The organism is Mycoplasma feriruminatoris (genome assembly GCF_000327395.2).
Classification (GTDB): Bacteria; Bacillota_I; Bacilli_A; order Mycoplasmatales; family Mycoplasmataceae; genus Mycoplasma; species Mycoplasma feriruminatoris.
In genome coordinates this window covers 875,737-901,866 of record NZ_CP091032.1, presented here as the reverse complement: position 1 = coordinate 901,866, position 26,130 = coordinate 875,737, and the positions used below count along the sequence as shown (strand labels likewise).

Here is a 26,130-nt window from a genome sequence, read left to right as displayed (position 1 = left end):
TATGATTTTAAAAGATAGTACAATAAACAACTATGCAACAGCTTTATACAATATTGCTGTTAAAGAAAAATTAGTTGATACATATATTGTTCAAGTTGATGCTTTAATTCAATGTCTAAAAGATAAAGATGATTTTAATAAAATTCTTGCTTATTCTAATAATGAAGAAAAAAAACAAGCTGTTTTAGTTATTGAAAATACCTTTAGTCCATTTGGGTTTGATATTTATTTAATTAATGCATTAAAAATTCTAGTAGAAAATCAATTGTTTATAAATACAAGAATGATTTTAAAAGCTTTATATAAAAAATTACTTGCTTATAAAAATATAGTTTTAGGTGAAGTTTATTCAACTGAATTACTAACTAAAACTCAACTATCAGCAATCAAGAAAAAAATTTCAAATAAAGTTAATAAAAAAGTTGAACTAGTTAATAAAATCGATAAAACACTAATTGGTGGAGTTAAAGTTAGTGTTGATGGTAAGGTTTTTGATGGTTCTATTAAAGCTAAATTAGAAGCTCTTAAAAAAGAAATGAATACATAAGGAGGTTTAAGATGAGTTTTAATATCAAAGAAATCTCTGAGATGATAGAAAAACAGATAAGAAATTATAATAAAGAAATAGTAAAAACTGAACAAGGAACAGTTATTAGTGTTGGTGATGGTATTGCATTAGTTTATGGATTAGATAATGCAATTATGGGTGAATTACTAATATTTCCAAATAATGTTTATGGGATGGTTTTAAACTTAGAAGAAGGTGCAGTTGGTTCTGTTATTCTAGGTGATGAAACTTTAATTAGAGAAGGAGATATAGTAAAAAGAACTAATAAAGTTGTTGAAGCTCCAGTTGGTAATGCTTTATTAGGTCGTGTTATTAATGCTTTAGGTCAACCAATTGATAATTTAGGACCAATTAACTTTACTAAAACTAGACCTGTTGAAAGAGTTGCTACTTCAGTTATGGCTAGAAAATCTGTTTCTCAACCACTAGAAACTGGAATTTTAGCAATTGATTCAGCTATTCCAATTGGTAAAGGACAACGTGAGTTAATCATTGGAGATCGTCAAACTGGAAAAACTGCAATTGCAATTGATGCTATTATTAATCAAAAAAATAAAAATGTTAAATGTATTTATGTAGCAATTGGTCAAAAAGATTCAACTATTGTTCAAGTTGTTGAAAAGTTTAAAAAATATGGTGCAATGGATTATACAGTTGTTGTTAATGCTGGAGCAAGTCAACCAGCCCCATTACAATATCTATCACCATATACAGGAGTTACAATTGCTGAAGAGTGAATGGAAAGTGGAGATGATGTTTTAATTGTTTATGATGATTTATCAAAACATGCAGTAAGTTATCGTGAAATGTCTCTACTTTTAAGAAGACCACCAGGAAGAGAAGCTTATCCTGGAGATGTTTTTTATCTTCACTCAAGATTATTAGAACGTGCTGCTAGAGTTAATCAAAACTATGGTGGTGGTTCAATAACAGCTTTACCAATTATTGAAACTCAAGCAGGAGATATTTCAGCTTATATTCCAACTAATGTTATTTCAATTACTGATGGACAAATCTTTTTATCAAGTGAATTATTTAATCAAGGTGTAAGACCTGCTGTTGATATTGGTCCTTCAGTTTCAAGAGTTGGATCTGCTGCTCAAATTAAATCAATTAAACAAGTTTCAGGAACTTTAAAACTAGAATTAGCTCAATATTATGAATTAGAATCGTTTGCTAAATTTGGATCTGATTTAGATGAAACAACTAAAGCTACTTTAGATCAAGGTGCAAAAATAATTCAAATGTTAATTCAAAAACAATATAATCCATTAGAACAAGTTGACGAAGCTATTTTATTATTAACTATTAAATCTCACTTATTAAAATGATTACCAATTGATAGTATTTATAATTTCAAACACGAAATCCTATCACATTTTAAAAATGATAAAAATGCAAATGAGCTTAGAAAAAAACTAGATCAACAAAAAACTTTTGATGAATCTTTACAAAATGAAATTTTAAAAGAAGCTCAAAAAGTAGTTCTTAAAATCACTAAAAATATTAAAGAATATAAACCAGAAACATTTGGAAATATTGTAGAATATCAAAATTTAGGTAAATAGTATGCCAAATTTAAAAGGATTAAAAACAGAGATTTTATCTGTTAAAAATATTTCAAAAATTACTAATGCAATGCAACTGGTTGCTTCAGCTAAGTTAAGAAAAATTAGTAAAAGAGTAATTGATACTCATAACTATGTAAGTGAAGTATATTCTTTATTTAATGATATTATTAGTCAAGCTGATAAATCTGTTTTTCTAAAAGAAAGTAATTTTGAAACTAAAAAAACTTTATGAGTTGTAATTAATTCTAATTTAGGTTTATGTGGTGGATATAATTCAAACGTTAATAAACTAGTTTTACAAAATTTAAAACCAGATGATCAAATTTTTGCTATTGGATCTAAAGCTGTATCATTTTTCAAAGCTAAAAAAATTACAATTAAAGATCAAATCACAAATATTGATATTAATTTTACAAATGAAAAAGCTAAGATAATTAGTAATGATTTACTAGCAATGTATATTAATCATGAATTTGATGAAATTAAAATTGTTTATACTAAATTTATTAATAACGTAACTTTTGAACCAGCAATAATTAGAATTTTTCCAATAGTAAAATCAGAAATTAATTTTAGTCATAAACAAAAAATTATTTTTGAACCTGATGCAGATCAAATTTTAAATAACACTATTTCTATTTATATAAATGCCATTATTTATGGAACTATTATAGAATCACAAGTTAGTGAACAAGCTTCAAGAAGAACTGCTATGGAAAATGCAACAAACAATGGAAAAAATCTTGAACAAACTTTAAGTTTAAAATACAACAGACAACGCCAAGGTGCTATTACTCAAGAAATTAGTGAAATTGTTTCTGGAGCAAATGCCCAATCTTAGGAGGATATATGGTATCTAAAAATACAAAAGATAAAACAAAAACTCAAGTTATGGGAAAAATCATTCAAGTATTAGGTCCAGTTGTTGATGTTAAGTTTTCAGAAAACAATATACCAAAGATTTATGATGCTTTAATTGTTGATAATAATGGTAAGAAATTAGTTCTTGAAGTTGAACAAAATATTGGTGATGAAATAGTTAGAACAATTGCAATGGGTCCTACTGAAGGATTAAAAAGAGGATTAGATGTGATCAATACAAATTCACCAATTACAGCTCCAGTTGGAAATGAAGTTTTAGGTAGAATGTTTAACGTATTAGGTGATCCAATTGATGAAAAACCTGAATTAGATGTTAAAAGAGAACCAATTCATAGAGATGCTCCAATTTATGAAGAACTAGTTACAACAACTGAAATTCTAGAAACTGGAATTAAAGTTATTGACTTAATGATTCCATTTACAAAAGGTGGAAAAGTTGGATTATTTGGTGGAGCTGGAGTTGGAAAAACTATTTTGATTCAAGAATTAATTAATAACATTGCAAAAGCTCATAACGGGGTTTCAGTATTTGCTGGAGTTGGTGAAAGAACTAGAGAAGGAAACGATCTATATCACGAATTTATTGAAGCTGGAGTTTTAAATAAAACTTGTCTAGTGTTTGGACAAATGAACGAACCACCAGGAGCACGTATGCGTGTTGCTTTAACTGGTTTAACTATTGCTGAATATTTTAGAGATAAAAAAAATATGGATGTTTTATTATTCATAGATAATATCTTTAGATTTACTCAAGCAGGTTCAGAAGTTTCAGCCTTATTAGGACGTATGCCTTCAGCTGTTGGATATCAACCAACTTTATCAACTGAAATGGGTTCATTACAAGAACGTATTACTTCAACTAAAAACGGTTCAATTACTTCAGTTCAAGCAGTTTATGTTCCAGCAGATGACTTAACAGACCCAGCTCCTGCTACTACTTTTACTCACTTAGATGCACGTATTGTTTTAGATAGATCTATTGCTAGTTTAGGAATTTATCCAGCAGTTGATCCACTAGCTTCTTCATCTCGTGTTTTAGATCCAGAAACTGTTGGTGAAGAACACTATAGTGTTGCTTTAGGTGTTCAAATTGCATTACAAAAATACCAAGATTTACAATCAATTATTGCAATTTTAGGTATGGATGAATTAAGTGAAGAAGATAAACTAATTGTTCAAAGAGCAAGAAAAATTAGAAACTTCTTATCTCAATCATTTTTTGTTGGTGAAAAATTTACAGGAAGACCAGGAGTTTTTGTTAAAGTAAATGACACTGTAAGATCATTTAAATCAATTTTAGATGGTGAAGTAGATTATATTCCTGAAACTTACTTCTTATATTCTTCAACTATTGATGATGTTATTGAAAAATATAACAAAGACAAAGAAAAATAATGAGTATTAAATTAAAAATCTTAACACCTAATGGTACTTTTGTTGAAGGAAAAGAAGTAGATATAATTAATCTTAAAACTATTGATGGAGATATTGGGGTTTTATCTAATATGGCTCCATTTGCAACAGCTTTAAGAAATGATACTTTAAATTTTAAAGAAAAAAATACATATACTTATATTCATGTTGATCAAGGTTTAGTAGTTATTAGTAAAAATCAATGCAAAATAATTACTGAAAAATTATATCTTGTAGATAAACAAGACAAAGAATTACCCACTCCTTTAAAACTAACATAATAATTAAAAACCTATACTAACTAAAATAGTATAGGTTTTTTAGTATAAAAAAACTGCCTAAAGCAGTTTTTATTATTTGCCTGGTCTTTTTAATAAACTAAATATTGATCCTTTTCTTCTTTCGATTTTAAAGAATATAAAGAAGAATGCTAAAACAAAGAATGCAATTATAATTAAAATAATAAATATAATTAATGATCTACGGTTGGCTTTCTTTTCAAAATCTTTAATCTTTTCATCTGAAAAAATTGGTACTTTTCAATATTCTTCTAAAGCATTTCTAACATATTTAACTGATAGTAAAACAATAATATGAATTAAAACTATAGCTAGAAAAATACCTAATAAAATGTAATAAGGTGTTAGTTGACCTGGTTGAACAAAATATTGTTTTAAACCTATTTTATGAACTGCTTCGTGATCACTTAGTTTTTGTGAACCTCATTTAAAAATCACAAACATTGTATAAATAATCGCAGCTACAATTAAATAAATATAAGCAGCAAAACTAAATCAGTTAACATAATATGGTTTTTTGATTTGTTTTTCATACATTTTTTTAATTAATAAAGGTGGGTTACCTTCTTCTGGTTTTCTAGGATAAGGCATGCGTAGTTTTTGAGCTTCATATTCTTCAGTTCTTTGTTGCATATCTTTTAAATATTTATTATAGTTACTAAATAGTGTTGAAGCTACAACTATATAAATAATAAGACAAACAGAAATCACTGCTATTATTACAGATAAATGTCAGACTTTAAAACCATTCATTGTTTGTAACCAACCCTGAAGAGCTTTGTGATATTTTTGTATGTTGCTTGGATCATATAAAAAATGAGTATAGTGATTAACTAAAAACATACCAAAATATGCAATTAATTCTATTAAAATAAGAATGCTAATTAAAGATTTTGTAGTGTTAAATTTAACAATACGCTTGATTTTTTTATCAGGAACAAATTTTACATTACCATTAGAATCTACATTATTTTGTTCTTGTTCATATTGTTCTTGTTCATATTGTTGTTGTTCATATTGTTGATCATAATATTGATCTTGTTCGTATCTTGGATCTTGTTGATAATATCTATCATCTTGTTCGTATCTATCATCATAATAATTAGGATTATATCTTGGATCTTGTTGATAATATCTATCATCTTCATAACGGTCATTATAGTTATTAGGTCTTTGATTTTGTTGATAGTATCTATCATCTCTACGATTATAGTTGTTATTATTTGGTGGATAGTTACGACGATTGTTTCAATTATCATTTGAATTATAATCGCGCATGTTTATCTCCTTGTTTGTATTATCATCTATTTAATTTTATAAAAATCAAGCAATCGAGATATTTTAATAGCAAAAGTTTTTGTTTATATGTACAAGTTTTATTTTATAGTTTTAATGTTGATAAGTTATTTTAAATTCTATTATATATAGGTTTTTTTAAAGTATAATTAAATAGTTAAGGTGGTGATTATTTATGATAAGTATAATCAATTCAGTTGACGAAAGTCCTGAGTCCCATAGTCAAAATATATATCGATTAAATACTGTTATAAATAATCTCTCTATTTTCTTATTTTCATAGGTGTTTTATAACATTATTTAATCCTGTAAAGGAGTGAAGAAATGTTTTTATTTAAAGAGAAAAAGTTTTCTCCTAAAAAAATAACAAGACACAAGAAAAAAGCTCATTTTGCAAACGAAAGATTTATAAAACAAGTTAGTAATTTAGAACAAAACGAAGTACTAGAAATAATGAATTTAGAGCACTTTGGATTAACTAACGAACAATATGAATTACGATTAAAAAAATATGGAACTAATGAATTAAAAAAGAAAAAGTTTAACTTAATAACAGAATTTATTCATGCTTTTTTTGGACCATTTAATATCGTTTTATTACTAATATCTTTATATAATTTTATTTCATATGCAACAAATGGGTTTTATCAAGATACAAATTCAAGTGATTCAAAATTTGAATTAGTTGGTGGTTTAATCATTTTAATAATGGTTTTAGGTAGTGGATTAGCTTCATTTATTCAATCATTAAGATCTCATTTAGTTACTAAAAAAATTAGTTCTATTGTAAGAAGTACAACTAATATTATTAGACATAAAAATGATGAAGATGTTGAAGATTATTTAAAAATTACTAAAAGAAACCAATTAGATTTAATTAGACTTGGTGAAGAAATTGATGTTAAACAATTAGTACCTGGTGATTTAATTTATTTATCAAGTGGAGATATGTTACCAGCTGATGTAAGAATTATTCAATCAACTGACTTATTTATTAATCAATCATCTTTAACTGGTGAATCAATACCAGTTGAAAAACATGCAACTAATAAAAAAAATACAAACAATATTTTAGATTTAGAAAATATTTGTTATACAGGAACTAGTGTAGTTTCTGGTAGTGCTTTAGCTTTAGTTTTAGCAACAGCAAATGACACTTATTTTTCAACAATTAGCAAAGCAATTTTAGAAAAACGTCCTGATTCAAGTTTTACTAAAGGAATAAAGCAAGTAACAAGAATGTTATTAATTTTTATGCTTGTAATGGTTCCAACAGTTTATTTAGCAAAATCAATTATTGGAACAATCTCAAGTGGTGGATCTTTTGACAGTATTAAAGATAACCCTTGATTTCAAGCTATATTTTTTGCTGTAGCTGTAGCTGTTGGATTAACTCCTGAAATGTTACCTATGATAGTTACAACAAATCTAGCAAATGGTGCTTCTAAAATGTCAAAACAAAAAGTAGTTGTAAAACAATTAGAAGCGATTCAATCACTTGGTGCTATTGATGTTTTATGTACTGATAAAACCGGAACTTTAACTAATGATAAGATTGAACTTATTGATTATTTAAGAGTTGATAAAAAAGCTGATCCATTGTTATTAAAATATTTATATATTAATAGTTATTATCAAACTGGGTTAAAAAATCCAATGGATAAAGCAATTGTTGATTATGTAAATAAACACAATCATAACTTTTCGATTCAAGACATTACTAAAATTGATGAAATACCTTTTGATTTTAATAGAAGAAAACTAACTATTATTTTTGATGATGAAAACGAAAAACGTTTTATGGTTACAAAAGGTAGTGTTGAAGAAATTTTAAATTCATGTACAAGAGTTGTTCAAGATGATAAAGTAGTTAATTTAACTGATGCTTATAAAAGACAAATTATTGCTTATTATGAATCAATTAATGAGCAAGGAAAGCGTTTATTAGGTGTTGGGTATAAAAGAATTAGAGATAATCAAGCTAAATTTAGTCCAAAAGATGAAGAATCATTAATCTTTATGGGATTTGCATCATTTTTAGATACACCAAAACCATCAACAAAACAAACTATTAAGTTATTAAAAAAATATGGTGTTGATTTAAAAATTTTAACTGGAGATAGTGAACCTATTACTAGAGCTATTTGTAAAATGGTTAATTTAGATATTAAAGGTTTAGTAACTGGTGAAGAAATTGATGCTGCAAGTGATTATGAATTAAAAAAGATTGTTGAAGAAAATAATATTTTTGTTAAGCTAAATCCATTACAAAAAGTTAAGATTATTCAAGTTTTAAAACAAAATAATCACGTAGTTGGATATATGGGAGATGGAATTAATGATGCTCCTGTGTTAAGACAATCTGATGTTGCTATTTCAGTTAATAATGCAACAGAAATTGCAAAAGATGCTAGTGATATTATTTTATTAGAAAAATCATTATTAGTTTTAGAAAAAGGAATTATTCAAGGAAGAACTATTTTTGGAAATATTTTAAAATATATTAAAATTACAACTGCTTCTAACTTTGGTAATGCTTTATCAGTTTTAATTGGAACAATATGATTACCATTTTCACCAATGGCTCCTGCTCAAATTTTATTACAAAACTTAATTTATGACTTTTCACAATTTGGAGTTGCTTTAGATAAAGTTGATGCTACATTTTTAACTTCTCCTCAACGTTGACAATCAAAAGATCTCTTACCATTTACAACAATTAATGGAACGATTAGTACGATCTTTGATTTAATAACATTTGCAATTGCTGGATATTATTTTGGATTTGTTACTAGTTATAATAGTGCAATAGCTCAAAATAATGCTGTTTTAGCAAATCAATCATTAGCACAATTCCATGCTTGTTGATTTATAATTGGATTATTATCTCAAACATTTGTTTTCCAAGTATTACGTACTGAACAAATACCAGTTATTCAATCTCGATCAACTTGACCAGTTTATGTAATTGGTTCAATTGCTACAATTATGGCATTTACAATTGTTTATGTTGGTCCAATTGGTAGTTTAGTTCAATTACAAAATCCAGGATTAATTTATATTCCAATTTCTATAACTATTATATTTAGTTATTGTTTAGTAGCTCAATTTGCTAAAATGGGTTATAAAAAAGCATTTAAAAAATGATTATAGTAATTAATAAATATTAAATAATTTTACTACAAAAGTTCAAATGCAAATTTTGTGTTTGAACTTTTTATTTTATCTAAAAATATTTTTACAAAATAATTTCAAAATCATATTTTCTGATAATCATAACTAAATTATTCTACAAGTTATAAAGAGAGATAATTATTATATAAGGAGATGATAACATGTACATTTTAATTTCAACTTCTTTAAGTAGTTTATCTTAGTTGATTTTATATCTTTTATATTTTACAAATAATAGGAATGAGTGAGTTATATGGCTTTAAATTTAAAAGGAAAAAGTTTTTTAAAATTATTAGATTTTTCTCCAAGAGAAATTAGATACTTATTAGATTTATCTAGAGATTTAAAAAGAGCAAAATACACTGGTAATGAAGTTCAAACAATGCAAGGAAAAAACGTTGTTTTACTATTTCAAAAAGATTCAACTAGAACAAGATGTGCTTTTGAAGTTGCAGCTTTAGATCAAGGAGCTCATGTTACTTATTTAGGACCTTCAGGATCTCAATTTGGTAAAAAAGAATCAGTAGCAGATACTGCTAGAGTTTTAGGTAGAATGTATGATGCTATTGAGTTTAGAGGATTTGATCAAGCTGTTGTTGAAGATCTTGCAAAATACTCAGGAGTTCCAGTTTATAATGGATTAACTAATGAGTTCCATCCAACTCAAATTCTTGCAGACTTTTTAACAGTTGAAGAATATAAAGGTAATTTAAAAGGATTAAAATTTGTTTTTGCAGGAGATACTAGAAACAATGTTGCTACTTCATTAATGGTTGGTTGTGCAAAAATGGGTATGCACTTTGTAGGAGCAGCTCCAAAACAATTATGACCAAGTGAAGATTTAATTAATCAATCAAAAGAAATTGCAAAAGAAACTAATGCAACAATTACATTTACTGAAGACATGAAACAAGCTTGCAGTGATGCTGATGTAATTTATACTGATGTATGAGTTTCAATGGGTGAACCAGCTGAAGTATGAGAATCACGTATTAACTTATTAAAACCATATCAAGTTAATATGGATGCAATTAAAATTGCTAAACCTGATGTAATCTTTATGCATTGTTTACCATCATTCCACGATTTAAATACTGAAATTGGACGCCAAATCTATGAAAAATTTGGAGTTCCTGAAATGGAAGTAACAAACGAAGTATTTGAATCTAAACACTCAGTTGTTTTTGAAGAAGCTGAAAACAGACTTCACACAATTAAAGCTGTTATGGTAGCTACAATTGGTAAATAATTATAATTTATGATAAAAAGTGAAGAACAACTCATAAATAAACAGAACAAAATTGTTAAGAAAAAACATAAATTTGAGATGATTTCAGCATTCTCAATTCTATTTATAATTATTGGCATTCTAATAATACTTTCATGAATATTTAAATGAACAAATACTACTGTTAAAATAGGACAAAATCAAGAAAAAATAATTGCATTAGGATTTTTTGATTTATTTAAAGCGCCACTAAAAGGTTTTAGTGAAAGAGCACAAATCATAGTCTTTGTTTTAACAATGGGAGCATATATTAACATTATTGTTGCTTCTAAATCTTTAGAAGGTTTTTCACAAACTATTGTTAGAAAAATGAAAGGAAAAGAAATCTGATCACTAATTCCATTGATGATTTTCTTTTCTATTTGCGGAACTACAGTAGGTTTAGCTGAAGAAGTAATTGCTTTTCAAATGATTTGTATTCCTTTAATGGTTGCTGCAGGATTTGATAAGTTTACTGGATTAATAGCAGTTTTAATAGGAACTGGAGTTGGTGTTTTAACTTCAACAGTTAATCCATTTGCTATTGGAATAGCTGTAAGTAATTTAAATAAAGGATTACCAAACGCAACAAGCGTATCTGATGGATTAACTTGACGTATTATTTGTTGAGTTATTCTAACAACTATATCAATAGTTTTAGTAATGTTATATGCTAAAAAAGTAAAAAATGATCAATCAAGATCAGTAGTATTTAAAACTTTACATGAAGATAAAGAATTCTACTTAGCTAATTCAGCTGACAGAATAGTTATGGATTGAAAAAAGAAAACTAATTTAGTAGTTTTTCTAATATCACTTATATTAATGGTTCTTTATTTAATTGGATGAGACGATATTTTTCATACAACTCAATCAGCTGATTTTGCAAGATGAATAAGAAATAATATACCTTATTTAACAGGAACAGATAAAGGTTTTGGTAATGGTTCAGTTGATTCAGTAGCTGCTATATTTTTAATAACAGCAATAATTATGGGGATTATTAATGGATCTAAAGAAAAGCAATTTTTAAAAGATTTTATTAGTGGTGCTTCTAGATTATTAGATGTGTGTTTAATTATTGCAGTTGCTGCTGGTATAGGGTGAATTTTAAAAGAAAGTCATATGCAAGAATTATTTGTTCAATCACTTTCTAATTCTTTAGGGTCAATTAAATCACCAGTTTTAATCTTATTGATAATGTTTATTTTCTTTATACCACTATCATTTTTAATACCATCAACTTCTGGATTTGCAACAGCAGTATTTCCATTACTAGGTGGAGTTGTTGCTAAAAATACAGAAATATTAGCATCTGGATCTATTACAGCTTTTTCATTTGCTTCTGGTTTAGTAAACTTAATAACTCCAACATCTGGTATTGTTATGGGTTCAATAGCAGTAGCTAGAATGGATTATGCTAAATTTATAAAATCAATGAAACCATTTATGTTAATTCTTACAACAAGTTCACTAGCTTTATTACTAATTGGAGCAGCTATTGGAAAAACAATTGCTTAAGAAAGGAAAAATATGTCAAAAATTGTTATTGCAATTGGTGGAAATGCTTTAGGAAATTCACCAACTGAACAGTTAGAAATTGTTAAAAAAACAGCTAAATCTTTAGTAGATTTTATTCAACAAGGAAATGATATTGTAATTGTTCATGGAAATGGTCCTCAAGTTGGAATGGTTAATAATGCTTTTGATATTGCAAATAAAAATGAATCAAAATCTCCAATTGTAGATTTTCCTGAATGTGGATCAATGAGCCAAGGATATATTGGGTATCACTTACAACAAGCTATTGATAATGAATTAAAACAAAGAAATATTAATAAACATACAGCAACTATTGTTACTCAAACTTTAGTTGATAAAAATGATCCAGCGTTTTTAAAACCAACTAAACCAATTGGTTCATTTATGAGTGAAACTGAAGCTAAAAAACTAGCCTTAGAAAATAACTGAAGTATTTCTGAAGATGCTGGAAGAGGATGAAGAAGAGTAATTGCTTCACCAAAACCAATTGATATTGTTGAAAAAGAAGCTATTTTACAACTAGTTAATAATTCATTTATCGTTATTGCTGGAGGTGGTGGTGGAATTCCAGTTTATCTAGAAGATGATAAATTAGTAGGAATTGCTGCAGTTATTGATAAAGATTTTGCAGCTGCTAAAATTGCTGAAATTATTGATGCTCAAAGTTTAATAGTTCTAACAGCAATTGATAAAGTAATGATTAATTATAAAAAAGAAAATCAACAAGCTTTAGATCAATTAACTTTAGCTCAAGCTCAAGAATATATTGATCAAAACCAATTTGCACCAGGCTCAATGCTTCCAAAAGTTCAAGCTGTAATGTCATTTGTTCAAAAAACAAATGGTAAACCAGCATACATCGGATCTTTAGAACAAGCTGAAAAAGTTTTACAAAATTTAAGTGGAACTAAGTTTGTTAAATAATAAAAAATAGTTTATTTATAATATAACAATTTGTTAGACTTCTTAGGATTTATTTCTAAGAAGTCTTTTTTTAATTATTTAACAAACAAGGCCTAATTTAAAATTATTTTCATATTTTAAAAACTATGCTAAAATGAAATTAGAAACGGCAATTGCCTTATATACTTGTTTTTTAAACTCCTTACATTTATTTTTTAATAAATTGTAAATAACTTAACTAGTAAATTAGTTAAATAATTGTGATAAAACTCATATAAAAATACTAAATAATGTTCTTAAAATAATTAATAAACTTTAAAAAATCATATTAAACTACAAAATAAAAAATCTATAAACAAAATAATAAAAATTAAAAATTAACAATATAAAAACTTAATCATAATATAAATAACTAAATACAAAATCTAAACTAGAAGTTAAAAAACTAGGAGTTATTATAAAACAATTAGTAAAGCAATAAACCTTTTTAAAAGTAATGTTGCTGTTTTTAGTGTACTCAAAATAAAAACTAACTATAAAAAAATAATAATTTTTAAACTAGTAAAAAAGTTAACTAGATAAGATAATAAAAATTTTTAAATAGAATTAACATCACTAGAGTTGGTTGTTAGGAGGTATGTATAAATATGGAAAAAAAATTAAATGTCTTTTCTGAAATAGGGACTTTAAAAACAGTTCTTGTTCATAGGCCAGGAGATGAAATTGAAAACTTAACTCCTGAACTTTTAGAAGGATTATTATTTGATGATGTTCCTTTTAAAGAAGTTGCTGTTCGTGAACACGATACTTTTACTAACATTATGCGTGATAATGGAGTAGAGGTTTTATATATTGAAAAATTAGCTGCACAAACTTTAGATCAACACCCAGAACTAAGAGAAAAATTTATTGATCAGTTTATTAATGAAGCTAATATAAAAGAAAAATATAAAGAAAAATACCGTGATTTTATTAGTCAATTAGATAATTACAGAATGATTAAAAAAATGATTGCTGGAACTAAAAAACTTGAATTAGGTTTTGATGAAGGATATAAAGCATACCCTTTTATAGCAGATCCTCTTCCAAATGTTTTATTTCAAAGAGATCCATTTGCAAGTGTTGGTTTTGGAATAACAATGAATAGAATGTGATCTGTAACAAGAAACAGAGAAACAATTTTTCCTGATTTAGTGTTCAAACATCATAATAGATTTGCAAATCAAGTACCTTACTATTATGAAAGAGAATGAAAAGATGAATCAATTGAAGGTGGAGATATTTTAGTTTTAAATAATAAAACTTTAATAATTGGAGTTACTCAAAGAACTACACTAAAAGCAATTGAGAAATTTACACAAAGATTATTTAATGATCCAGAATCAAGCTATAGTAAGGTTATTGTTTTAGATTTACCAAAATCTCGTGCATTTATGCATTTAGATACTGTATTTACAAATATTGATTATGACAAATTTATTGCTCATCCACTAATTTTTGATTGCATTGATGAGTTTAAAATTTATGAAATTTCAAAACAAGGAACAAAAGAAATTAAAAAAACATTAATTGAATTATTAAATGATGCTGTTGGAAGAGAAGTTCAAATTATTAGATGTGGTGGTAATGATGTTGTTGGTGCTAGTAGAGAACAATGAAATGATGGAACTAATGTTATAACACTAAGACCAGGAAAAGTTATTGCTTATGAAAGAAACTGAGTAACAATTGATTTACTAAGAAAAGCTGGTGTTGAAGTAATAACAATTCCTTCATCAGAATTATCACGTGGTAGAGGTGGTCCTAGATGTATGACTATGCCACTATGAAGAGAAGATTTACAAGAAATTAAAAGATAATAGGTAGGATAGAATTATGGCTTTAAATTTAAAAGGAAAAAGTTTTTTAAAATTATTAGATTTTTCTCCAAGAGAAATTAGATACTTACTAGATTTATCTAGAGATTTAAAAAGAGCAAAATACACTGGTAATGAAGTTCAAACAATGCAAGGAAAAAACGTTGTTTTACTATTTCAAAAAGATTCAACTAGAACAAGATGTGCTTTTGAAGTTGCAGCTTTAGATCAAGGAGCTCATGTTACTTATTTAGGACCTTCAGGATCTCAATTTGGTAAAAAAGAATCAGTAGCAGATACTGCTAGAGTTTTAGGTAGAATGTATGATGCTATTGAGTTTAGAGGATTTGATCAAGCTGTAGTTGAAGATCTTGCAAAATACTCAGGAGTTCCAGTTTATAATGGGTTAACTAATGAGTTTCATCCAACTCAAATTCTTGCAGACTTTTTAACAATTGAAGAATATAAAGGTAATTTAAAAGGATTAAAATTTGTTTTTGCAGGAGATGCTAGAAACAATATGGGAAATTCATTAATGGTTGGTTGTGCAAAAATGGGTATGCACTTTGTAGGAGCAGCTCCAAAAGAATTATGACCTAATGAAGATCTAATTAATCAATGTAAAGAAATTGCAAAAGAAACTAATGCAACAATTTCATTTACCGAAGATATGAAACAAGCATGTACTGATGCTGATGTAATTTATACTGATGTATGAGTTTCAATGGGTGAACCAGCTGAAGTATGAGAATCACGTATTAACTTATTAAAACCATATCAAGTTAATATGGATGCAATTAAAGTTGCTAAATCTGATGTAATCTTTATGCATTGTTTACCAGCATTTCATGATTTAAACACTGAAGTTGCACAACAAATTTATGAAAAATTCAATCTTCCTGAAATGGAAGTAACAAACGAAGTATTTGAATCTAAACACTCAGTTGTTTTTGAAGAAGCTGAAAATAGACTTCATACAATTAAAGCTGTTATGGTAGCTACAATTGGCAAATAAATATGACTATTGTAAGACAAAATGATGAACAAGTAGTAAAAAAGAAAAAAAAGCAATTCAAAATGCTTTCTGCATTTTCAATACTACTTATTATAATTGCTATATTAGTCTTAATATCTTGAATACTTAAATGAGCAGGAGTTACTGTACAAATTTCAACAGATAACAAAACAGAAACTAAAGAAATTTTAGCTGTTGGTATATTTGATTTGTTTAAAGCTCCTATGCAAGGTTTTATTGATAAAACTAGAATTATAATTTTTATTCTTTGTTTAGGAGCATTTATAAATATTGTTATTGCTTCAAAATCTTTAGAAGGTTTTTCACAAGCAATAGTTGTTAAAATGAAAGGCAAAGAAATTTGAGCAATTATTTTGTTGATGATATTTTTTGGTATTTGTGGATCTACAGTAGGTTTAGCTGAAGAATCATTAGGATTTTATATGATATGTATTCCTTTAATGATTGCAGCTGGATATGATAAATTTACAGGTTTATTAATCGTTTTAGTTGGTGCAGGAACAGGAGTTCTTGCTTCAACTGTTAACCCATTTTTAGTTGGTATTGCTGTTGATAGTTTAAATAAAACAACAAAAATAACAAATACTGGTGATGGATTAGTTTGACGTTTAGTATCTTTTATAGTTTTAATGACTATATCAATTACTATGGTTATGCTTTATGCTAGAAAAGTTAAAAATAATCCTACTAAATCAATAGTATTTCATACTTTAGAAGAAGATAAAAAATTCTTTTTATCAAATTCTGTTGAAAAAATAGAAATGAATTGAAGAAGAAAATTAACAATTTTAGTATTTGGTATTTCTTTTTTAATAATGATATTTTATCTAGTAGGATGAGATTCGATTTTAAAAAATAAAAATTCACAAATATTAGCTAATTATGTTAAAGAACATATTCCATACTTAACACAAACTGATGATGGTTTTGGTTATGGTGGATTAGAATCAGTTGCAGCTATATTTTTAATTAGCTCAATCATACTAGCTTTTATTAACTCTTTAAATGAAGAAAAATTTATTAAAGAATTTATGGTGGGTGCTTGTGATCTTTTAAGTGTATGTTTAGTTATTGCTGTTGCTGCTGGTATTACTTGAATATTAAAAATATCATATATGCAAAAATTATTTGTATCAGCATTACAATCATCAATAGGTTCTATTAAATCACCATTATTAATTCTTTTAGTAATGTTTATATTATTTATTCCACTATCATTTTTAATACCTTCAACTTCTGGATTTGCAGGTGCAGTGTTTCCATTATTAGCAGGTGTTGTTATAAAACAACAAGATGTTCTAGCTTCAGGATCTATTACAGCATTTTCATTTGCTTCAGGATTAGTTAATTTAATTACTCCAACAAGTGGTGTTGTTATGGGATCTATTGCAATTACAAGAATTGATTATATGAAATTTATAAAAGGTATTAGTCCAATTATGTTAGCATTATTTGTAAGTTCATTAATTTTACTAATGATTGGTGGTATGATTGGTGGAACAATTGCATAATAAAAAGTATAAATAGTTAAACTAAATTTATTGATATTAGCAAAAAATAAGCTTTTAACTTAACTTTAGCTTATTTTCAAGATATATTGATCAAAACTAATTTGTTTAAATTCAATACTTTAAAAGTTCAAATAGAACTAAATTATAAAAATAATAAAAAAAAGTAGTTATTAACTACTTTAATAAGTTCAAATGAATTAACATTTGAACTTTTTATTATATTTAGTTTGCTTTTAATGATTGTTCTAAAGCATAAAAAGCAGCACCAATCATACCAGCATTATTTTTTAATAAAGCCAATTTAAAATCAACTATATCTTTATATGAATCTGTTAATTTGTTTCTTACACCATTTTCAAATAATTCTAATAAGTTATTTCCAGCTAAAGAACCTCCACCACCAATTATAACTACATCTGGATCTAGAGCATATATTAGTAGTGACATATGATTAAATAATTCTTCATAAACTTCTAATAAACTATTTTTTAGTTCTATTGGTTTATTTAAGTTATTATAAATTTCAAATAAAAGTTTCATATCTAAATCTTTAATATTTGAAAAATGTTTTTTATAAAACTCAGGATATTTATTGTTTAAAATTTTTAAAATTGAATTTGGTATAGTAGTAGCTGAACATATTTTTTCAATACAATTATCTAATCCACAATTACATTTTAAATTATGTTGATTACTTCCACCATGACCAAATTCTCCAGCAAATCCATGAGATCCTGAAATTAATTTTCCATCAGAAATTATAGCTCCACCAATTCCTGTTCCTAGTCAATAAAATAAAGCTGATTTATAAGTTAAACCTGATCCTTTTCTATATTCACCAAGTGCAGCAGCATTAACATCATTAACTACATAAACTGGTTTTTTAAATAAGAATTCAGCTTCAGTTTTTAAATCATAATTAAATCATCCATTTTCAATATTTGGAGCCATAATTACAATTCCTTTATCATGATCAACAAATCCAGGAGCTGTAATTCCAACTAACATAATATTATCTTCATCTATGTTTAGTGTTTTTAAAGTTTTTTGAATTTCAGAATATAAGTTTTCTATAATTTTAGTTTTTGGATTAGTTATAGAAAAGCTATGTTCTAAATCTCCGTTTTGTGAAATTATTCCAACCTTTGCTGAAGTTCCACCAAGATCTATTCCTAATATCTTTTTCATCTTTGTTCCTTAATTATTAAATTGCACTTATTCTAATTATCACATTAATTTTTTTTAATTTTTACATTAGAATAAAACTAATAAAAATTAGAATATTATGCTAAATTGTTTAGTCTTAAATCTTTATATAAAGCATCAAAAAACTCAGTTTCAACTAGTTTATTATGCCCAGGATGAGAAGATAACATTATTGTCATTGTAATTTTATTTTTACTATCAACTAATCCAGAAGAACCTAATAATCCATCTCACCCATACTCATTAACTTCAGTTAAAGGATAAAGTTCGTTTTTAACTCTAATTCTTCCACCAAAACCATAACTATAATCATCATTTAAATTTCAATTAAAAAATTGTTTTAAATTATGTTTAGTAAGTTGATCTGATTTCATTTCATTTAATAAATCTAATGAAATAAATTGACTATTATCTTCTAATTTTCCATCAATTAAAACATTTAAAAATTTTAAATAATCATCAGCTGTTGTAAACAACCCACTACCACCTAAATTACATACAGATAATTTATCAATTGATTGAAATAAAAAGTCAAAGTTATCAGTTTGATCTAAATGATTTTGATCATCTTTATAAGATCATTTAAATACATTAGCTTTTCTTGATTTATCAAATAAATAATAATCTGAATCATTCATATTTAATTTGTTAAAAATTTCTTCTTTTACAAAATCTCTATAAGTCTTATTTGAAACTATTTCTATTACTCTACTTAATACATCTAAACTTAATCCATAATATCAATTAGTTGAAGGAATAAATAATAAATCTACTTTACTTAACTCATCACATAATTGTTCTAAAGTTAAATTATTTATTTTTCAATTCTCTAGTATTTTTTTAATTTGAAGTTGAGTATTTGACTTATTACCACTATAAGTTAAACCTGAAGTCATAGTTAATAAGTTTCAAATTTTAATGTTTTTATCTTTAAATGATGGGATATATTTAGATAAATCATCATCTAAACTAATTAGTTTTTTATCAATTAAAAGTAAAGCAGCTAGAGTTGTTATAGGTTTAGTCATTGAATAAGCTTGATAAATTTCATCACCTTTTAATAAAATAGTATTATTTTGATCATTATATCCAAATTGTTTTGCATAAATAACTTTTTTATCTTTAGCAATTCTAATAGTTGCTCCTTTAAAGTATTTATTGTTTATAAAAGAGTTAATTGTGTTTTCAATATTAACAAATTCCATTATTTTTTACCTCTTTTTAATTGTAAAATAAAATCTAAAATTGCTAATAAAAAAATACTCAATTCTATATAGACAAATTGAGTATTTTATTAAATATTAAAAATTATTATTTTGTTGTTTTTGTAGATTTAGCTTTTGAACTAGTAGATTTAGCTTTAGTAGTTGTTTTAGCTTTTGAACTAGTAGATTTAGTTGATTTTGTAGATTTTGATTTTGCACTAGTTGATTTTGAAGTACTTGATTTTGCTTTAGTTGATTTTGCTCTAGTAGCTTTTGGTTTTTCAACCATCATTTCTTCTGGTTTATTTTCTATAGCCATATCTTCTTTAGCCATCATTTCTTCTACTTTCATTTCACTCATAGGTTGTTCAGACATTTTGCTTTCATCTTCACACATGCAACTTTCTTCACAACCACAAGCTTCATCATTCATTTTGCAATCTTTTTTATCACAAGATTCTTCACAACCACAATTTTCTTTTGATTCGCAAGCCATACTCATTTCTTCTGATTTCATCATTTCTTCTGGTTTAGATTCCATCATCATCATTTCATCAGATTTCATTTCTGAATGACCCATCATCTTATCGTGTCTTTGTTGTTCTAGTAGTTTTTGCATTCTTGGTTTAATAGCTTCTTGTTCTCCACCATAAACGATTTGAATGTTATTTCCTTTAACTAAAGCTCCTGTAGTTCCACCTAAAGATTTAATTCCATCAATGTTAGCTTTCTTAGCATCAACAACAGTTAATCTTAATCTTGAAGCACATGAATCAACATCAACAATGTTTTCTTCACCACCTAGATATTCAATAATAGCTGCAGCTTTTGCTAATCTAGCTTGTTCTTTTTCATCAGTAGTTGACATTTTTGAACCATCAACATTTAATCCTTTAGATGCTTTAAAGTCAGCTTTAGTGTATAATCTAGCTTCAGCAGCATTTCCATCACGACCAGGTGTTTTAACTTTAAATAACTTAATTAAGAAGTAGAATGCAAAGAAGTAAACTGGTGCTAATCCAACAGCAACTAGTAATACTCCAAATGCTGATAATGGTCTCATTGCTCCACTTGCAAATGGAATAATTCCAAATACAATATAGTCAATAATTCCACCTGAAACAGTTTGAGTAATATGTGTTTGTAATGCTCCTGTAATTCAGAATGCAATTGAAGCTAATGGCATATGTACACCATAGAATAATCATGGAGCAACAAATAAGAATGTATATTCAATAGGTTCTGTAATACCTGTTAAGAAACAAGTAAACGCAGCTGAGAAATAGATACCAAATACTTGTTGTCTATTTTCTTTTGGAGCAGCTAATCACATAGCTAATGCAGCTGATGGTAAACCTAATAACATAAATCCAAATTTACCTGATTGGAATCTTCCTAAGTTAATTCCTAATTTTTCAACATCAGTAAAGTTTAGTATGCTTAAGTGACCAATAACTCTTTGAGAAATAATTTGATCTCCAACAGCTCCCCATAATTCTTTGTTTTTTTGAACTACTGCAATAATTTCATCTAGTTTAGTATGATGTGTGTTGTGCAATGCGTTGTATGAAGTAATGAATGCACTTTGAACTTGTTCTGATTGATTTTTTAGGTTAGTAAATCCTTCAGCAATTGAACCTCCAGCACTAGTTCATCATAATGGAGCATAGAATACGTGGTGTAGACCAAATGGAACTAATGAACGTTCAACAACTTCAAAGATTAATGAATCAGTTCCGTAAGGTAATTTTCCTGAAACTTGACCAAATTTGTTTAATCCTAGTCCAATAACTGGTCAAGCCATCATAAAGATAAATGATAATGGGATAACTGCTACAAAAGTAATAATAGGAACTAGTTTTGTCCCACTAAAGAAACTAATAGCAGTTGGTAATTGAGTTTGGTGGAATTTGTTATAACATTTAGCAGCAATTGCACCAACAAAAATTCCTCCTAAAACCCCAGTATTAAGTGACAGAATCCCCATATTTGATCCTGTTAGTGAGTTAGAAACGTGTTTGTATCATAATAAACCGTATTCAAAAACTTTATCACTTTCTTTTACTGTAGGAGCAATAAATAACGGAGCTTGAACACCGTTAAATACTAAAAATCCAACTACAGCAGTAATTGCAGCAACTCCTGAGTCTTTAGTATATGCTAAAGCAACAGAAATACAGAATAATACAGGTAGGTTACCAAAACAAACATCTCCCATATTTCCCATAACTTTACCAATAAATCATAGTGCTGATTGAGGTGCTGTATTTGCAGCAATAGCAGCCCCAACTCCTAAAAACACACCAGCAATTGGTAATAAAGCAATAGGTAATAGAAATGCTTTACTTAGTTTAGATAAAGTAGGCATAATGTTAGCACCAAATGCTTTTACTTTATCTTTAAAACTACTCTTGTTTGTTTGTGTTAACATGAGTATGTTAAATCCTTTCTATAAAAAGATGTTAATTTAGTTTTGTGTTATTATTTTGTTATTAGTGTTATAATTGCTGTTATTATAAATAAAAATCCAATAGCTAATACTAATAAGTAGAAGTTTTTCTTAGTAAATTCTCAGGCGTTTTTAGATTCTCTATTTTGTTTTTCAAAAGAATATCTATTGTTATTTTTTTGTTTTCAATATAAAAATAATCCTATTAAAACAAATAAAATACCAAATCCTAATACACCTAAATTAACTATTAATTCAGTTTTAACTACTAACATTAATAACATAAAAATATTTTTACACCTCTTTATAATGGTATACCAAAAAAAAAGAAGTTTATTTTGCATAAATTAAAATTTTACAATTTCATGCAATTATTAACTTCTTTTTTTAATTTGGCTTAGTATTTTAGGCATTTATTAAAGAATTTCACTCTAAATATAACTTATTTAATTCATCTAAATTTTCAACTTTTTCAACAATAATAAACACTAAATCATTAGTAGTTAAATTGAATTTATTTAAATAATCAACTAAATCTTTATTTTGATCAAAATTTAATTTAAATTCATTAATATCAGTTTTTAAATCTGTTGATTTTAATAAGGTAATTAAAGGTTTATTGTTATTAAAATCAAAGTTGTTTAAAGTTATAGCTACTAAAAAATAACCCTTATTGTTTAAACTATCAACATTGTTTCAAGAATAACTTTGTCTAGTTGATAAAACATTTTGAATTTTTTTAAAGTTATTTTTGTTTTTTAGTTTTTTATTATATTTAAAAGCACTAGTAGCTCCATAAGCTGAAATAATTAACCCAATTAATCCTAGAATTAAAATTAAATAAACAGCTCAAGTTGGTAAATAATCTTCTTGTTTAGCTAAAATTATCATTATTTGTAATTTCTTAACTCTTTTCTTTCTATATCTCTTGTTTTAATAGTTTGTCTTTTATCATGAAGCTTTTTACCTTTAGCTAAAGCTATTTCTAATTTAACATAATCATCTTTAAAATATAGTTTAGTAGGTATAATAGTTAAATTTTCTTGTTTAATTCTATTTAGAATTTTAATTATTTCTTTTTTATGTAATAAAAGTTTTCTAGTTCTAGTTTCTTCTAAACCTTTTATATAATTAGCATACTCATACTTTTTAATGTTCATATTTAAAACATAAACTTCTTTTTTTCTAATTAAAACAAAAGCTTCATTAATTGAAACATCATGATTTCTAATAGATTTAATTTCAGGACCATTTAAAACAATACCAGCTTGATAAGTTTGAATAATTTCATAATTAAAATAAGCTTTTTTATTTTTAGTTATTAAATGTTCTCCCATATTTATCCTATTCTATTAAAACAAAATCAATTGTTCTTTTTTTAATATCAACATTAATTAGTTTTACTTTAACTTTTTGTCCCATTCTATAATAAGTATTATCTGGTTTAATTAAAATTCTATTAGCTTCATCATAAACTAAATCATTATTCATATTTGAAATATGTACTAATCCTTCAACTAGATTATCTAATTGAATAAATATTCCAAATTTTAAAACTGATGAAATGGTTGCTTGATAAGTTGTATTAACTTTATTTAGCATATATTCACACATACATGCTTTAATTACTTCTCTTTCACAATCAACACTTTTAGTTTCAGTATCATTAATAATATTACTTACTTTATTTACATAAACTGTGTTTTGTTCTAAACTAGTAGGTTTTAGATCTTTTGTAATTAAATATTGTTTTAAAAAACGATGCACTAAAAGATCTGAATATCTTCTAATTGGTGAAGTAAAATGAGTATAGCATTCACTAGCTAATCCAAAATGACCAATGTTTTCTAACCCATACTTAGCTTTTTCCATATATCTTAATAAAGAAATATTTAATAGCTCAACTTCAATCTCATCTTTAATTTGTTCTTTGATTTGAGTTAAAGTGTGATTAATAAATACTGGATTTAGAATTTGTTTGTTAGTTAATTTTGGATTTATTCCAAATGTTTTTAATGATTTATATCAATTAATTAATTCATTTTCATCTGGTTTGTTATGGTTTCTATATAAAAAAGGTAGATCTTTTTGAAAAACTAATTCAGCTACTGCTTCATTACAACTTACCATAAATTGTTCAATTAACTTTTCAGCTTGATCAGCAGTTTTAGCTTTAATATCAATTACGTTTAGATCTTTATCTAAAATAATTTTTGGTTCTCTAACATCAAAACTAATAGTTCCTTTTTTAGTTTTTAAATCTTCTATTTTTTTATACAACTCATAAGCAACATCTAACATTTGTTTTGTTTCTAAGCAGTGAGTTCAAGTTTTTGTTTTAAAATAGTTGTTTACTTCATCATAGTTTAGTCTAGCTTTAGAAATAATTACTGATTCATAAACTTTTTTATTTAACATATTTGCATTATTATCAAATTCCATTTCACATACAAAAACTAGCTTTTTAGTATCAGGATTTAATGAACATAAATCATCAGATAAAATGTTTGGTAGCATTGGAATTACTTTATTTGCTAAATAAGTAGAATTACCTCTTAATAAAGCTTCTTTATCTAAACTAGATTTATATCTTACAAAATAAGAAACATCAGCAATAGCAACAAATAACTTATAATGACCATTATCTAGTTTTTCAACACAAATTGCATCATCTAGATCTTTTGAATCAATTCCATCAATTGTTACTATTGTTTTATTAATTAAAGAATTATTTTGTCTTTTTATAAATTCTTTTTCTAGTTTATCAGTTGATAAATTAATTTGTTTAGCATTATCTAGTGTTGATTTGTCAAAACTAGTTTTAATGTCAAATTCTTCAGCTATTGCTAAAATACGGTCACTTGCTTTTTTACTATTTCCAATAATTTTTATAAGTCTTATAAAAATTCTACGTTCTTTACAACTAATGATTTTTGCTTTAATAATTTGAAATTCTTCGTATTTAAATTCATTTTTATTAACTATTACAAATCTAAAATTATCAAATGATTTATCGTTTGGTATGAAATCTAAAAACCTTTTATCAAAACTTCTATTTATCTCACCAATTAAATAAACTTTTGTCCTTTTAATTAATTCAATAACTATAGCTTTTAATCTATTATCTTCTTCTTGTTTTAAAATATAAACTACTTCATCTTGACTAATACAATTATTTAAATCAACTCCAGCTATAAAATAATCTTCATTATCAACACTATTAATATCGTTTATAAAACCAAAACCTTTTGGATTTAATTTAATAGTTCCTCTTTTATAGATTTCATCTAATAAATAAATATTATTATCTAGTGAAATAGCAATTTTATTATTTGATTCTAATTGGTCTAAGTAGTTTTTAACTAGTGCATAATCTAGAGCTTTAAAATAAGTCAGAAGTTTATTTAAACTAATTTTATGATGGTTCTTTTTTAAAATTTCAATAATCTTAGATTCCATACTACTCCTTTTTTATATAAAAAAATAAACACCATTTTATAACAAAGTGTTTGTAATGATGCTTATTATTAATGCTATTATAAAAAATATAATTCCTAAAACCAGCATTCAAATAGAAAGAGTTTTATCTAACCCACGCTCTTTTGAATTAGAAAACAATTCTTCGTTTCCACCATTTAAAGCACTTAGTCCAGTTTGAGATTGTTTGTTTTGTAATAAACCTATAGCAATCATTATAAATGCAATAATGAAAATAAAGATCTCAAATCCAAGTATTAGTTGCTGAGCTAATTTAGTTGTTGAAGCTAATAGATTTATCATAAAAACCCCCAAATAGTTACTATATAATAATATCTCAAAATAATATGAATTTAAACAATTACTCTTAATCATTAAATAAAACTAAATCCTATTTTTAGTGTTATTATTTTTTAGAATGTGTTTTTTCTTTTCTAAATATCACAAAAATTTTAAAAATCTAGTTAATTTGATA

General features: G+C 26.0%; 21 protein-coding genes. 12 read left to right on the top strand and 9 right to left on the bottom strand.

What is annotated here, in order from left to right; all coding sequences use genetic code 4:
* The first annotated feature begins 1 nt into the window (after position 1).
* Genes D500_RS03835 through D500_RS03815 form a run of 5 tightly spaced genes read left to right on the top strand, consistent with a single transcriptional unit; the run spans position 2 to position 4,715 of the window.
* Complete coding sequence (locus D500_RS03835) at positions 2–547, top strand: F0F1 ATP synthase subunit delta (protein WP_008363050.1); 546 nt, start codon at positions 2–4, stop codon at positions 545–547.
* A gap of 11 nt (positions 548–558) precedes the next feature.
* Positions 559–2,136, top strand: a complete 1,578-nt coding sequence (atpA, locus tag D500_RS03830; RefSeq protein WP_008363051.1) for a F0F1 ATP synthase subunit alpha — start codon at positions 559–561, stop codon at positions 2,134–2,136.
* 1 nt (position 2,137) lies between these two features.
* Entirely contained in the window at positions 2,138–2,980 is an 843-nt protein-coding gene (gene atpG / locus D500_RS03825) for an ATP synthase F1 subunit gamma (RefSeq protein WP_008363053.1), read from the top strand.
* A gap of 8 nt (positions 2,981–2,988) precedes the next feature.
* Positions 2,989–4,416, top strand: coding sequence for a F0F1 ATP synthase subunit beta (gene atpD, locus D500_RS03820; RefSeq protein ID WP_040538473.1), 1,428 nt, complete (start codon positions 2,989–2,991; stop codon positions 4,414–4,416).
* A complete protein-coding gene (locus D500_RS03815; RefSeq protein WP_008363056.1) occupies positions 4,416–4,715 on the top strand; it encodes a hypothetical protein in 300 nt (99 codons plus the stop codon). Before atpD ends, D500_RS03815 begins: the two co-directional genes overlap by 1 nt.
* Before the next feature lie 72 nt (positions 4,716–4,787).
* Here the strand turns inward: D500_RS03815 and D500_RS03810 are convergent, their stop codons facing one another.
* A complete protein-coding gene (locus D500_RS03810; RefSeq protein WP_008363058.1) occupies positions 4,788–6,011 on the bottom strand; it encodes an MSC_0882 family membrane protein in 1,224 nt (407 codons plus the stop codon).
* 342 nt (positions 6,012–6,353) lie between these two features.
* On the opposite strand from D500_RS03810, the gene mgtA reads away from it, so the two are divergent.
* From mgtA to D500_RS03775, 7 genes are all read left to right on the top strand, one after another.
* Entirely contained in the window at positions 6,354–9,182 is a 2,829-nt protein-coding gene (gene mgtA, locus D500_RS03805) for a magnesium-translocating P-type ATPase (RefSeq protein ID WP_008363060.1), read from the top strand.
* Between the two features lie 274 nt (positions 9,183–9,456).
* The gene (gene argF, locus D500_RS03800) at positions 9,457–10,452 is read left to right on the top strand and encodes an ornithine carbamoyltransferase (RefSeq protein ID WP_239759418.1); all 996 of its coding nucleotides are present in this window, start codon (positions 9,457–9,459) and stop codon (positions 10,450–10,452) included.
* Between the two features lie 9 nt (positions 10,453–10,461).
* Positions 10,462–11,991 (top strand): YfcC family protein, encoded by a 1,530-nt coding sequence (locus D500_RS03795; protein WP_008364178.1) that lies wholly within the window; start codon positions 10,462–10,464, stop codon positions 11,989–11,991.
* Positions 11,992–12,003: 12 nt separating this feature from the next.
* Positions 12,004–12,936, top strand: coding sequence for a carbamate kinase (gene arcC, locus D500_RS03790; RefSeq protein ID WP_239759417.1), 933 nt, complete (start codon positions 12,004–12,006; stop codon positions 12,934–12,936).
* A gap of 626 nt (positions 12,937–13,562) precedes the next feature.
* Positions 13,563–14,774, top strand: coding sequence for an arginine deiminase (locus D500_RS03785; RefSeq protein WP_008364042.1), 1,212 nt, complete (start codon positions 13,563–13,565; stop codon positions 14,772–14,774).
* Between the two features lie 16 nt (positions 14,775–14,790).
* The gene (gene argF, locus D500_RS03780; protein WP_239759416.1) at positions 14,791–15,786 is read left to right on the top strand and encodes an ornithine carbamoyltransferase; all 996 of its coding nucleotides are present in this window, start codon (positions 14,791–14,793) and stop codon (positions 15,784–15,786) included.
* A 62-nt stretch (positions 15,787–15,848) separates the two neighbouring features.
* Positions 15,849–17,318 (top strand): YfcC family protein, encoded by a 1,470-nt coding sequence (locus D500_RS03775; RefSeq protein WP_008362690.1) that lies wholly within the window; start codon positions 15,849–15,851, stop codon positions 17,316–17,318.
* Positions 17,319–17,540: 222 nt separating this feature from the next.
* Here D500_RS03775 and D500_RS03770 read toward each other — a convergent pair whose 3' ends face one another.
* The 8 genes from D500_RS03770 to secG form a co-directional block, all read right to left on the bottom strand.
* Positions 17,541–18,506, bottom strand: coding sequence for an ROK family protein (locus D500_RS03770; RefSeq protein ID WP_008362688.1), 966 nt, complete (start codon positions 18,504–18,506; stop codon positions 17,541–17,543).
* A gap of 95 nt (positions 18,507–18,601) precedes the next feature.
* On the bottom strand, positions 18,602–19,729 hold the full coding sequence (locus tag D500_RS03765; RefSeq protein ID WP_008362686.1) for a serine hydrolase domain-containing protein: 1,128 nt from the start codon (positions 19,727–19,729) through the stop codon (positions 18,602–18,604).
* A gap of 106 nt (positions 19,730–19,835) precedes the next feature.
* Positions 19,836–22,160, bottom strand: a complete 2,325-nt coding sequence (locus D500_RS03760) for a PTS transporter subunit EIIC (RefSeq protein ID WP_008362684.1) — start codon at positions 22,158–22,160, stop codon at positions 19,836–19,838.
* A gap of 50 nt (positions 22,161–22,210) precedes the next feature.
* Positions 22,211–22,462: a hypothetical protein gene (locus D500_RS03755; protein WP_008362683.1), complete on the bottom strand. Its 252-nt coding sequence runs from the start codon at positions 22,460–22,462 to the stop codon at positions 22,211–22,213.
* A 121-nt stretch (positions 22,463–22,583) separates the two neighbouring features.
* Positions 22,584–23,069, bottom strand: a complete 486-nt coding sequence (locus tag D500_RS03750) for a hypothetical protein (RefSeq protein ID WP_008362681.1) — start codon at positions 23,067–23,069, stop codon at positions 22,584–22,586.
* Positions 23,069–23,515, bottom strand: a complete 447-nt coding sequence (smpB, locus tag D500_RS03745; protein ID WP_008362679.1) for an SsrA-binding protein SmpB — start codon at positions 23,513–23,515, stop codon at positions 23,069–23,071. The genes D500_RS03750 and smpB overlap by 1 nt, the downstream gene beginning before the upstream one ends.
* A gap of 7 nt (positions 23,516–23,522) precedes the next feature.
* A complete protein-coding gene (gene rnr / locus D500_RS03740) occupies positions 23,523–25,637 on the bottom strand; it encodes a ribonuclease R (RefSeq protein ID WP_008362677.1) in 2,115 nt (704 codons plus the stop codon).
* Positions 25,638–25,673: 36 nt separating this feature from the next.
* Positions 25,674–25,958: a preprotein translocase subunit SecG gene (gene secG, locus D500_RS03735; RefSeq protein WP_008362675.1), complete on the bottom strand. Its 285-nt coding sequence runs from the start codon at positions 25,956–25,958 to the stop codon at positions 25,674–25,676.
* Between the last annotated feature and the right edge of the window lie 172 nt (positions 25,959–26,130).